Annotated in this window: 11 protein-coding genes; 3 read left to right on the top strand and 8 right to left on the bottom strand. The window is 61.1% G+C overall.

The window, feature by feature from the left end; genetic code table 11:
* Positions 1–11: 11 nt before the first annotated feature.
* On the bottom strand, positions 12–1,295 hold the full coding sequence (locus DTJ15_RS00730) for a S1C family serine protease (protein WP_227656456.1): 1,284 nt from the start codon (positions 1,293–1,295) through the stop codon (positions 12–14).
* A gap of 345 nt (positions 1,296–1,640) precedes the next feature.
* Between DTJ15_RS00730 and DTJ15_RS00725 the strand changes: the two genes are divergently transcribed.
* On the top strand, positions 1,641–2,708 hold the full coding sequence (locus DTJ15_RS00725) for a glycosyltransferase family 32 protein (RefSeq protein WP_249109204.1): 1,068 nt from the start codon (positions 1,641–1,643) through the stop codon (positions 2,706–2,708).
* A gap of 68 nt (positions 2,709–2,776) precedes the next feature.
* Here the strand turns inward: DTJ15_RS00725 and hrpB are convergent, their stop codons facing one another.
* From hrpB to DTJ15_RS00700, 5 genes are all read right to left on the bottom strand, one after another.
* Positions 2,777–5,263: an ATP-dependent helicase HrpB gene (gene hrpB, locus DTJ15_RS00720; protein ID WP_249109603.1), complete on the bottom strand. Its 2,487-nt coding sequence runs from the start codon at positions 5,261–5,263 to the stop codon at positions 2,777–2,779.
* A 30-nt stretch (positions 5,264–5,293) separates the two neighbouring features.
* On the bottom strand, positions 5,294–5,833 hold the full coding sequence (locus tag DTJ15_RS00715; protein WP_043558665.1) for an adenine phosphoribosyltransferase: 540 nt from the start codon (positions 5,831–5,833) through the stop codon (positions 5,294–5,296).
* Positions 5,834–5,928: 95 nt separating this feature from the next.
* Positions 5,929–7,191: a multidrug effflux MFS transporter gene (locus DTJ15_RS00710; protein WP_249109203.1), complete on the bottom strand. Its 1,263-nt coding sequence runs from the start codon at positions 7,189–7,191 to the stop codon at positions 5,929–5,931.
* Positions 7,188–7,841 carry a TVP38/TMEM64 family protein gene (locus DTJ15_RS00705; protein ID WP_086441433.1) on the bottom strand — a complete coding sequence of 218 codons (654 nt, stop codon included), beginning with the start codon at positions 7,839–7,841 and terminating at the stop codon, positions 7,188–7,190. The genes DTJ15_RS00710 and DTJ15_RS00705 overlap by 4 nt, the downstream gene beginning before the upstream one ends.
* Positions 7,842–7,855: 14 nt before the next feature.
* On the bottom strand, positions 7,856–8,434 hold the full coding sequence (locus DTJ15_RS00700) for an NUDIX hydrolase (protein WP_043558668.1): 579 nt from the start codon (positions 8,432–8,434) through the stop codon (positions 7,856–7,858).
* A 274-nt stretch (positions 8,435–8,708) separates the two neighbouring features.
* Between DTJ15_RS00700 and DTJ15_RS00695 the strand changes: the two genes are divergently transcribed.
* Both DTJ15_RS00695 and DTJ15_RS00690 read left to right on the top strand, forming a co-directional pair.
* A complete protein-coding gene (locus DTJ15_RS00695; RefSeq protein ID WP_249109202.1) occupies positions 8,709–9,950 on the top strand; it encodes an MFS transporter in 1,242 nt (413 codons plus the stop codon).
* Between the two features lie 126 nt (positions 9,951–10,076).
* The gene (locus DTJ15_RS00690; protein WP_249109201.1) at positions 10,077–10,631 is read left to right on the top strand and encodes a TIGR00730 family Rossman fold protein; all 555 of its coding nucleotides are present in this window, start codon (positions 10,077–10,079) and stop codon (positions 10,629–10,631) included.
* Here the strand turns inward: DTJ15_RS00690 and murA are convergent.
* Positions 10,597–11,871 carry a UDP-N-acetylglucosamine 1-carboxyvinyltransferase gene (gene murA / locus DTJ15_RS00685; RefSeq protein WP_043558672.1) on the bottom strand — a complete coding sequence of 425 codons (1,275 nt, stop codon included), beginning with the start codon at positions 11,869–11,871 and terminating at the stop codon, positions 10,597–10,599. The two genes, DTJ15_RS00690 and murA, sit on opposite strands and share 35 nt — an antisense overlap.
* Before the next feature lie 71 nt (positions 11,872–11,942).
* On the bottom strand, positions 11,943–12,494 hold the full coding sequence (gene dcd / locus DTJ15_RS00680) for a dCTP deaminase (RefSeq protein ID WP_043558674.1): 552 nt from the start codon (positions 12,492–12,494) through the stop codon (positions 11,943–11,945).
* Positions 12,495–12,526: the final 32 nt, after the last annotated feature.

The raw sequence follows: 12,526 nt of genomic DNA, 5'->3' as shown, positions 1-12,526 counted from the left end.
GGCAGCCAGCCCTAGAAAACCGTCGTGGGGCGCTTGCCCAGCGCAACCGGGAGGGTGATGATCTTGCCCTCCCGCCTTATGGTGAAATTGAAAACCGTCCCGGGATGGGCTGCCGCAACACTGCGCAACACCGTCCGGGCATCATGCACCGGGATGTTGCCAATCGCCAGGATGGCATCCTTCTTCCGCAGGCCTCCCCGCCATGCCGCTCCGTGAGGATCCACATCCTCCACCCACATGGGGAAACTGGAATCGTTGAGCGTCACACCCAGCCAGCCATGTTCCACATGGCCCGTCTGGCGGATGGCCTCCACGACAGGCGCCACGATTTCCGACGGAATACCAAAGCCAATCCCCACGGAACCATCACTGGGGGACGCAATAGCGGCGTTCATTGCCACGACCTGCCCCTGGAGATTGAAAGCAGGCCCACCAGAATTGCCCGGATTGATGGGGGCATCCAGCTGCATGAAGTCATCCAGCGCCCCACTGCCCAGATCACGTCCGACAGCAGAAACAATGCCCGCCGTCACTGACGACCCGAACCCGAACGGATTGCCTGCCACAAGTATCCAGTCCCCAATTTCCACCTGCCGGCTGTCCCCCCAGGAAACGCAGGGCAGCGGTGTCGGGCTATCCACCTTGATGACGGCAATATCCGTCATCGGGTCATCCCCCAGGCTGTGGGCGGGCAGGGAGCGGCCGTCAGACAGGGACACCATGATCCTCGTGGCGTGGCCGATGACATGCCGGTTCGTCACGATGATGCCAGAAGCATCCACCACGAAACCGGATCCGGCCCCTGTCAGCTCGTCATCAGCCGGATGCAGCATGTGATGCCCCTTGCCCGTCACATGATGCCGGAGACGATGCTTCTTCCGGGGGGCCGGTGAAGCCCGGCGCTGCTCCTGGCTGGCAGGCGGAGAGGCCGTATCAGGCTCTCCCTCATCATCCTCATCCGCCGAGGATGACGCATGAGAGATTGAAATATTCACCACCGCCGGAATGACCTGATGGACCAGCGGCGCAAAACTGGGCAGATTCAACGCCTCCCGCAAAGCGGGCGCTTCATGGTTCACACCCACGGGTAAGGCCCCCACCGGTGTGGCAGCAGGCGGCAGCACAAGCGGAGACGATACCGGGACAGGCGGATGACGGACCGCTTTATACAGGCTCGTGTTCTTTATCGGCTCGGGAACCTTTTCCCCACCAGGCACCCACCACAGGCATACGCCCGCAGCCACCATGCTCCCCACGGCCGCCGGCAGCAGGACAGACCAGACCAAGTGCCTCATAACCGGCTGCATTCACATGCGCTCCCCTCACTGCGGCACGGCTGCCGCAATGTCTCTTCAAGTCTTCCACTCCCTACCACACTCCATCCCGTTTGAAAGCACCTTCCTGACCTTCAGGCTGTACCACATATCAGCCCGCCTCAGCAGAAAACACCCCGTCTCCACCTTGCAAAATACTTGCAGGGACCCGGTCTCCGTGGCAGTTTACTTTTCTTTCATTTTCAGGGCAGGTAAGGCAGGTCAGGAAAGACCCAGCATTCAGACAGCACGGGCTGAAAACAGCCATGCCCCCCACCTCCTGAAGACCTGAAAAAGACATGCCGGATGCGCCAGAAGGACGGATACATGACAGCCCACAGCGAACGTAATGCAATTGCCCTGCATCACCCGATTTTCGTGACGTATTTCTTTACGGTTCTCATCATCCAGAATGATGAGTTCAGGCATGTCGATTTCTGCGACATCGAACATTACAGGGCCTGCCTCCCCACCCATGAACAGCTGACGGCACATGGCATCACCGTCCTGAACCCGAAGGATGATACGTTCGTCCTGCTGAAAGACGGCAATTTCCTGTCCGCCCGCCCCGAAGGCACCTTCGGCTTCGCCAACAAGGCCAACTGGTGGGAAGAGTTCAGACGCCTCTCGAGCATTCCATTCAAATTCGTTCAGGAAAAACCTTTTTCTCCCCATATACCGCACATCATCCACCAGACAGACAATGCCCTTCACCCGGAAACAGGCTATCTTGAAAACATAACGTCCCTGAAAACAATGAATAAGGACTGGGAGTACCGGTATTATTCAGAAAAAGACCGCATTGACTTCATCCATACCCATTATGGATGGGACGTGCTGAGTGTCTATCTGCGGCTGAACCGCCTCTATGGCGCAGCACAGGCGGATTTTTTCAGATATCTCTGCCTGTATCAGCATGGCGGCGTCTATCTGGACATGAAATCGGGCAGCAGCCGGCCATTATCCTCCATTATCCGTGATGACGACCAATTCATCATTTCACAATGGGACTGGAGCCTGCCCCAATACTTCGAATGGGGCAAAAAAGCCGAACTGTCCCACATTGAAGGGGGTGAATTCCCCATATGGTGTCTCATCTGTGCGCCGGGCCATCCTCTTATGGCCAAGGTCATCAACCAGCTGATCGCCAACATCTTCCTTTACACGCCCAACCTGCACAGCACGGGCAGCGTGGCAACACTGAAAGTGACCGGCCCCATCCTGTTCACAAGAGTCGTCTTCAACAACCTGAACAAATTCGACATCAGGATGGAAAACATTCTGGCGAAGGGCCTCAATCCCCACATGGTGAAGAACATTTACCGCAAGGACCAATATCACGAGCAGGTCCTGCCCCTCGTCATACAATCCACCCGTGTGGGCGATACCATATGATGGCCTCTCCTCCCCGAAGCAGCACATACTCGAACCACCGGAGACAGAAAACCGGAGACTGAGCGGCCTCAAGCCTCCTCGGCGGGATTTTCGGGCCATTTATGTCTGGGGTAGCGCCCCCGCATGTCCCGCCGCATGTCCAGCCAGCCTGACGTCCAGAACTGGGCAAGGTCCGCCGTCACGGCCTGTGGCCGTCCGGCAGGGGACAGCAGGGTAGCATGGAGCGGCACCCGGCCACCTGCCAGCTGCGGCAGGGCCGTGGTGCCATAAAAGTCCTGCGCCCGGGCAGAAAGGGATGGCACGACCGTCGTGTAATCAATGCGCCGGCGCCCGACCTTCAGAGTCACATGGGACGGAAGCTGGCGGTCCAGCTCCTGCCTGTCCTCATAGGACAGACGGCTGGCCAGAATGGCCACAAGGTCCAGCTCCTGAATCTGTGTGAGCCGGTCCAGTCCCGCAAGCCACGGTTCCAGCCACTCCATGTCCTCGGCCAGAGCCTCGTCAGACAGATCAGGCAGATGGGGCGCATAATGCGTCCGGGCCAGAGCGACACGGGCCTGAAACTGGCGGGCCGCCGCCGACCAGTCCAGATGCCGGGCCAGATCAGACCGCACCTTCGCCAGAAGGGCCGCCGTGATGTCTTCCGCCTCGGGGGGGACGTTACGATCCTTCAGCACCAGATTGCCCAGCCGCAGCCTCTGCCGGACAATAACCTTGCCCGATGTACCATCAAGGGCCGGTTCCCGCTGTTCCTTCAGGCTGGCCTGTACGGAATCGGGCAGGGTCTCCAACGTGACCGGAGCCGCAAGGGTCATGTCCGTCCCCTTGCGGACATGGAAGGCCGCCCCAGCCAGAAGGTCCTCCTGCACCAGCGGGTCTGTCGCCCCCAAGCGGGCACTGCCACCTCCTGCCAGACGGTACCGTCCATCGGCACTGGTCCGCTGTGCCAGACGGTCAGGGAACCCCGCCGCCACCAGACGTCCCGCGACGTGACCCGTCAGCCCATCGCTCACGAGGTCCGCAAGACCATCCTGCCCTGTCCCCTGCCCGGCCCGGCGCAGGAACCGCCCCGCAGCATGGCGGAGCTGCCGCAACACATGCCTGGGAACACGGGCATCATCCTGCATGAAGAGTTTCAGACGCAGCCGGAGGTCAGCGGAGGCCTCTCCTCCCCGGCCCCCACGACCGCCCAGCGGATCACGTTCTTCCAGAAGGGCCGCCAGACAGGCCGCCACGGCCATCTCCTCCACCGTCCGGGCAGCGCAGAGCATCGCAGCCAGCCGGGGATGCGTACCAAACCCGACCATCCGCTGCCCCAGAACCGTCAGCTCCCGCTGACCATCCAGAGCCCCCAGAAACTGGAGAAGGGACTGCGCTGCGGCCAGTCCCCCCTCCGGGGCTGGCTCGATGAGCGACAGAGCCGCCGGGGCCGTGCCCATCGCCTGCTGCCAAGCTGCCGTCACGAGGGCAAAATCACACAGGTCCGCCTCCCTTATGGCGGGGACTTCCTGCACAATCAGGCTACGCTGGGTCATTTCAGACCAGAGACGGATGGCAATACCGGGAGCCTGACGCCCCGCACGGCCTGCCCTCTGTTCCGCCGTTGCCCGGGAAATGCGCCGTGTATGAAGGCGGGGCAGGCCCGTACCGGCATCACGCTGGGGCAGACGCCGCCAGCCACCATCCACCACCACACGCACACCGGGAACCGTCACGGACGTTTCGGCAATGGATGTCGCCAGCACGATACGCCGCCCGGACTCCGGAGCCAGCGCACGGGCCTGATCCTCCACCGACTGCTCCCCGTACAGAGGATGGACAGGCACCCGGTCCCCAAGAAGTCCCTGAAGACTGGCCTGCGCCCTGCGGATTTCTCCCACCCCAGGCAGGAACGCCAGAATGGAGCCCTCTTCCTCCCGCCAGGCCTGTGCCACGGCCTGGGCACAGCTCTCCGGCAGATCACGCAGATGGGCAATGTCCCGCCGGTAGCGGACCTCCACCGGGTGCTGCCGTCCGTCACTCTCGATCAGCGGGGCCTGAAGGGCGGTCGTGAAAATGCCCGCATCCAACGTGGCGGACATGGCCACGAGCCGCAGCTCCGGCCGCAGGCTCTGCTGCATGTCCCGGCAGAACCCCAGAGCCGTGTCGCCATCCAGTGACCGCTCATGCACTTCATCAAACAGGACGGCAGATACGCCATCCAGCAGGGGGTCTGCCAGCAGGCGGCGGACCAGCAGACCCTCCGTGACGACCTCAATGCGGGTCCGGGCCGAAACGGCACTGTCGATGCGGGTGCGATAGCCGATCACCCCGCCGGGGGCTTCACCCCGCAAGGCCGCCATGCGCTGGGCCGCTCCCCGCACGGCCACACGCCGTGGCTCCACAAGCAGGATACGGCCATCCCCCAGCCAGTCAGGCGCAGCCTCCAGCAGAAAAGGCGGCACGGCCGTGGTCTTCCCGGCACCCGGCGGGGCCACCAGCACGGCATTGGAGCCAGCAGCCAGTGCCTCCAGCAAAGCCGGCAGGACCGCCGTCACGGGCAGGGAATCCGACATCATGCTGCCTCCTGTAGGCCCTGTCCCGGCTCAGTCCTCGTATGTCAGAAGGGACGTGACCGGCACGTCAACCTTTCCACGGCCTCCCAGAGCCAGCAGCTCGATCATCACGGAAGCTCCGACAACCTCGGCCCCAGCCTTGCGCAGAAGGTCGATGGAAGCAGCCAGCGTACCGCCGGTTGCCAGAAGATCATCCAGCACCACCACACGCTGGCCGGGACGGACGGCATCCGCCTGGATGTGCAGCTCATCCTCACCATATTCGAGGCTGTATCTGTGGGAAATGGTCTTGCCCGGCAGCTTGCCCGGCTTGCGCAGCATGGTGAAACCACAGCCGAGGCGGGTTGCCAGCGGAGCTGCCGTGAGGAAGCCACGGCTCTCGATTCCTGCCAGAAGGTCTGGCTGGAAGCGGGCCACCGCCTGCGCCAGACGCCCCGTAGCCACCTGCCACGCTTCCGGATTCCGGATCAGGGTGGAAATGTCATAGAACAGGATGCCCGGTTTCGGAAAATCCGGAACTTCACGGATATACTGTTTCAAATCCAGCGGAGCAGGGTCTTCAAAGGACATGGCAGGCCTTCACATTGCAGGTCATGATATGCACGAAGCCCCCCTTATAGGCCCTTGTGCCGTCCTTTTGAAAGGGAAGGCTCTCCTTGCTGCCATCAGGGAGCCATGCGGGCAAACAGGATCATGAGGAGGAAAGCCGCCAGCAGCATTCCCCCCATCGGGATCGCCGTACCCACCGGCAGCCATGAGAACATGACACTGGCCAGAATACCGAACACATACTGCCCCGTCCCCGCCAGAGCGGTAGCGACACCGGCATTGCGCCCCTGTGTCAGCAGGGCACCGGCCATGGCATTGGGGCCAATGCATCCCCCCGGCCCCAGCGCACAGAGCATCGCCCCGAACAGTGGCCAGAGATAGATGTGCCTGAGATGCCCTGCCGCATCGACATCCAGTGCAGACCAGATGGCCAGCCCCAGCAGTACAACCGCCCCGACGCAGCTGATGGCAAGCCCGGCCCGAAGCAGGGTCCGGCTGTGATAGTAGTTCAGCAACCAGGCATTGATCTGGGACGAACCGATCATGCACACCGCCATCACGCCAAACAGCACGCCATACTGGAACGGCGTGAACGCATACACGCTCTCGAAGAGGAAGGGTGCAGCCGTCAGATAGGTGAAAATGACGAATCCCTGCACCATCCAGATGAGCGCATTGAAGCGGTAGTTCCTGTCCTTCAGGGTCTGCCCATACCGGACGATAATGGGCCAGAGACGCATGGGGTGACGGTCTTCGCCATCCAGTGTTTCTGGCAGGAAAAGGAAGACCGCCAGCAGCCCCACTACACCATAAAGGGACGTTGCCCAGAAAATGTCCCGCCAGCTGATGAACTGGAGAGCAAAACCACCCAGAGCCGGCGCCAGAATGGGCACGACACCCTGTATGAGAATAAGGCGGGACATCATCTTCGCCGTGGCGTCACCGACTGTCAGGTCCCTGACGCAGGCATTGGGCACCACGAGGCTGGCAGCCCCCATCAGGGCGGCAAAAGCCCGGAAGAAACAGAGCATGGGCATGGAGGTCGAAAGGGCACAGCCTGCTGCGGCCAGAGCATAGAACAGGGTACCCACAAGCAGCGGACGACGACGACCAAAGCGGTCCGTCACCGGCCCGACAATGATCTGCCCGATGGCCAGCCCCGCCACCCAGGCCGCCATCGTCAGGCTGCCCGTTCCCGGTGCGGAACCAAGCTGCTGCTCCATCTCTGGCAGGGCCGGCAGATAGATATCTGTCGAGACAGGGCCAACCGCCGTCAGCGTTCCCAGAAGGATCGGCAGCCAGAAAGGCATCTTCCCACCCTTGATAAGCGATTTGCCAATCAGGGCATGTTCAAAAAAGCCATGCTGTGACGTCTTCATGCTCCGCTATCCTGCCTTTCCCATCTCATCTCTTTGTGAAACCCGCGTAATACCCAGCCTCCCAACACGGCGGAAAGAAGTGCCAGCACGGCGGCGGTAACCAGTGCCCAGCCATGGCGTAGTTCTACACCCCTGCCAGCCAGAAGAAAAACCAGATTCTGGGGCAATCCTCCCAGCATGGTCGCCAGCAGGAACCGGCCAACTGCAAGCCCCGCCATGCCAGACGAGACCGATACCAGGAGGGCAGACCCGACCGGCAGCAGCCGGGCACAGGCCACCATGCGGAATGGAGCCCGCTGTCCAGCCCGGATGAACCACGGCACGTAAACCGCCCTGACCGGGCATTTCCACCGCCAGAGCCGCCCCCAGCCATAGCCCAGCAGGGCACCGGCCCCATAGGCCAGGCTGGCCTCCACCACCCCGATGCCAATGCCAAACCCCGCTCCCAGCACGAAACAAAGTGCCTGCCGGGGCAGACCAAAAGCACAATACAGCACGGCCAGCGGCAGGACCCGCAGGGCCGCATAAGGCTGCCCGGCCCACTCCCGCATCAGTCCCAGCCCATGCTGGATGGCCGGAATCCGCCACAAAAGCAGCGGCCCTCCCACCAGAAGCAGGACCAGAAGAGCGGGACGGACTGCCGCCCGCAACGGAACGGGACTCCTCAGAGCAGACCCCGGGCCCGTATCTGGGCATAGGCGGCCAGCGTAACCATGCAGGTCATCTCCCCTTCCACGATCATGCGCTCAAACTCGGCAAGCGGGATGTCTTTCACCTTCATGTCGGCTTCCGTCGCTTCCCGCTCGGCCTCACCACGGACAAGATTCCGGGCCAGAAAAACATGCCCCATCTGCGTGGAGTATCCAGCTCCCTGATACAGTGTCCCTGCATGGATCAACTCACCGGCACGCAGGCCCGTTTCCTCCCGCAGCTCACCAAGGGCAAGCTCCGTGGCATCTGCATCCGGCCGTGTCTCCCACATGCCCATGGGGAACTCCCAGAGCCGCTTTCCCACCGGGTATCGGAACTGCTGGACCAGTGTCAGGCGACCATCAGCATGCATGGGCATGATGACGGCAAACGTCCCCCGTTCGACAACGCCGTACAGGCCCTTCCTGCCACCAGGATGGATGATCCTGTCTTCCCGCACCGCAGTCCATGGGTTTTCATAAACCATCTCGGAAGAAAGAATCTGGTAGCCTGCATCCTCACAGGCTTTCTTTACCGCATCATCAATCATCATCGGCTCCTTCGCAGCAATGGCCGGTCGCTCATCATCGTGATCAGGCCGCCCTGTATCATGGTGAAGAAGAAAAAGTGAAACGCTTTACCCCAACCAGCCAGATATCATCCTACTGACATCCCTGCATGGCAGCCATTCATAACTATGCAAGCTGGGCAAATCATTGCCCCGTGACGCAAAAGGCTTTCTCACCTATGGTCGATAACCAAGAAAGGCTGTGCCGGTTACAGTTACCAGGTGGGCACGGCTTGCGGAAACTGCAAAGGGGACGCCCATGTCTGATGAAGACGCAACCTATACGTGCTCGCCGACCATGCGGGTCATGCCCGTAGTCCTGTTCAACCTCCTTGTCTATTTTGTCATCGGGCTGCCCAATGCCATCATTGGTGCCCAGTTCGTGCACAACACGCTGGGTTTCAGCACAGCCATTGCCGCCAGCACCATCTCCCTGCAGTACATCGGTACCGCCATGGGGCGTGTGATCGTCGGTCATCGCATTGACGTGCATGGCCCCAAGGCCATTCTGCGGTATGGTCTCATCTTCTGCACCATCTCCGGCCTGCTGATGTGCCTTGCGGCTCTGATCCCCAGCTTCATGGGCCTGAATGACACGTCCCGCTATGTGGCCCTGGGCATTGCCCTCATCAGCCGTCTCTTCATCGGCTGGTCCGAGAGCTGCACCTCCACCTCCGTCACGACATGGAACCTGCGCCGCGTCGGCCCTGCGCACTCCTCCGTCGCCATTTCCTGGAACGGTGTCACCTCCTACGGTGGTATCGCTGTTGGCGTGACCGTCGGCCAGTTCCTCAGCGGCCTCCTGCCGAACATCCGGCTGCTGCCCGTTGGCATTTTTGCCACCCTGCTGGGTATTGGCGGCATCATCCTGCTGACCTTCTACAAAGCCATCAAGCCGCTGCCGAGCAAAGGCAAGCCGATGTCCTTCGCCCTCGCCGTCAAGAAAGTGCTGCCGTATGGTGCCGCTCTGGCTGCCGGGTCTGTCGGCTTTGGTACGGTCAACAGCTTCCTGGCCCTGTATTACACGGATAACCACTGGGCTGGCCTGGGTGTGGCCTTCGGCGTTTTCGCTGCCTGCTTCATCTTCATGCGTATTTTCGTCTCCGGCCAGATCGACAAGCATGGCGGTGTGCCGATCGCTTACATGTCCCTGGTGACGGAAGCCATTGCCATGGCCGTCTTCTGCCTGGTGCACAACCCCACGGGTGGCCTGATCGGTGCTGCACTGACGGGTGCGGGCTTCTCCCTGCTCTTCCCCGCCATGGGCACCATGGCCGTCCGTACCGATGGGCCGGAGTTCCACGGTATCCTGATCGCCGCCTACTCCATCTTCACCGACCTGACCATCGTGATTTCCAGCTGGTTCATGGGCGGTCTGCGTGACCACATGGGCTGGGGTGTCATGTTTGCCGTGGCTGGTGTGCTCTGCATCAGTGGTATCGCCTTCAGTGCCATCTTCTCCCGTATTCCGGGATGTGGTGTGCCGAAAAACGCTGCCTGACCAACAGCCGCCTGCTGGGTGGGGGCCTTTCCCGGTTCCTCCCCCAGCGGGGGCCTGCCAGTTGCCAGAATGCCGGGCACAGTCTTCTCTGCCCGGCATTTTTCTGTTCGGAGGAAACAGTCCATCATGACCATCCGCTCCTGCTCCGTCTTCTGCGGGTCACGCCCCGGGCACGATCCGGCTCACATGCAGGTAGCCCGTGCCCTCGGAACAGCCCTGGGGGAGGCGGGTCTCACTCTCGTCTATGGGGGCGGGACTGCTGGCCTGATGGGCGCCGTGGCCGATGCTACCCTGCTGGCCGGCGGTACCGTAAAAGGCATCATTCCCCGCTTTCTGGAAGCGCAGGAAATCCTGCATGAAGGCGTCACAGACCTGGAAGTGACAGAAGACATGCCCAGCCGGAAAGCCCGGCTATTCGAAGAAGCTGACGCTTATATCATCCTCCCCGGAGGGTTTGGCACATTCGACGAATTCATGGAGGTTCTCGTAAACCGCCAGCTGGGGCTGAGCCAGCGGCCCATCATCATTCTCAACACCAATGGCTGGGCCGACCCGCTCATCGCCCTGCTGCAGGCCACGCAGGCACAGGGTTTCGCCGATGCAGGGGCAGAAACCCTCTACGAGGTCGTAACGGACGTGCCCAGCGTCATGCGGCGTCTGAAGAAACCTTCACACGCCTGATCTTGGCCCCGCAGGCGGAGAGCTTCTTCTCCACATGCTCATACCCACGGTCGAGATGATAGACACGGCTCAGTTCCGTCTCACCCTCGGCCACGAGGCCAGCCAGGATCAGTGAAAAAGATGCCCTCAGATCCGTGGCCATCACCTTGGCACCAGAGAGGCGTTCCACCCCACGGATCACGGCTGACCGCCCCTGGATGGTGATGTTGGCCCCCATGCGGTTCAGTTCCGGCACATGCATGAAACGGTTCTCGAAGATCGTTTCCGTAATCATGGACGCTCCCTCCGCTACAGAGAGCATGGCCATGAACTGCGCCTGCATGTCGGTCGGGAAACCGGGGTAAGGTTCGGTTGTCAGGTCCAGCCCCCGCAGCTTTCCCTCACTCCGTATCCGCAAGCCATCAGCCTCTTCCGTAACATCCACGCCAACCTGCTGGAGCGCATAGACAACCGCTTCCTGATCTACCATGCGGCCACCTTCCAGCAGGACATCCCCACCCGTCATGCCCACGGCGCAGGCATAGGTGCCACACTCGATGCGGTCTGGCATGACGGAGTAACGAGCACCATGAAGCTGCTCCACCCCCTCTACCATGATGGTGCCGGAATGTGCCCCGGTGATCTTCGCCCCCATGGCATTGAGGCAGTTGGCAAGGTCCAGAATTTCCGGCTCCCGGGCAGCATTGACGATCTCCGTCGTGCCACGGGCCAGCGTGGCTGCCATGAGAACATTCTCCGTCGCCCCCACACTGGGGAATGGCAGCACGACACGCCCGCCCTTCAAGCCATTGGGCGCTCTGGCATTGATGTACCCCCCCTCCAGCGTGATCTCGGCGCCCAGGGCCTCCAGTCCTTTGAGATGAAGGTCCACCGGGCGTGTCCCGATGGCACACCCACCCGGCAGGGAGACACGGGCTTCTCCCATACGGGTCAGCAGAGGTCCCAGAACAAGAATGGAGGCCCGCATCCGGGACACGATGTCGTAAGGAGCCTCTACCGACTGGATGGTTCCACCAAGGCTGAGCTGCCGGGGACCATCAATCTCCACCACGTCATAACCCAGCTGCCCCAGCAGGGTCCGCATGGTACGGATATCCGCAATATCGGGAATATTGGAAAGGATGAGAGGCCCTTCGGAAAGCAGGGCGGCCACCATCAGTTTCAGGCCCGAATTTTTGGCCCCACCAACAGAAATGCGCCCCTCAAGACGGTGGCCACCTTCGATCAGGAAATAATCCATCTGTCTCTCTCCATACCTCATCCCATCACCCTGCCTCACGGGCTGGATGAGGTTCTCTGCTTGTCTGAATTTTAAAGCCGCGGGGGCGTTACACCGGACTGGCGCATATACTTTCCGGCACGGTCAGCATAGCTGACTTCACAAGGACTGGCTCCCTGAAAAAACAGAAACTGGCAGATGCCCTCATTGGCATAGATACGGGCTGGCAGGGGGGTGGTATTGCTGATCTCGATGGTCACCTGCCCCTCCCATTCCGGCTCCAGCGGTGTGACATTGACGATGATCCCACAGCGGGCATAGGTGGACTTGCCAAGGCACACGACCAGCGTATCACGGGGGATGCGGAAATATTCCACCGTATGGGCCAGTGCAAAACTGTTGGGCGGGATGATGATGTCCCCGCGGCGTGTCACGAAACTGTCAGCAGAGAAATTCTTGGGGTCCACCACGGCACTGTCAACATCTGTGAAGATGTGAAATTCATCAGCGACACGAGCATCATACCCATAGGAGGACAACCCGTAGGAAATGACCTTCTCACGCTTCTGCGCCTCGACAAACGGCTCTATCATGCCGTGTTCCTGCGCCATGTGGCGTATCCAGTGGTCAGGCATGATCGACATGGCCGTTCTCCCTTGTGGATGGTGATGTCTTA

The organism is Parasaccharibacter sp. TMW 2.1891 (assembly GCF_023337675.1).
Classification (GTDB): domain Bacteria; phylum Pseudomonadota; class Alphaproteobacteria; order Acetobacterales; family Acetobacteraceae; genus Bombella; species Bombella apis.
This window is presented reverse-complemented; position numbering and strand designations above follow the sequence as displayed.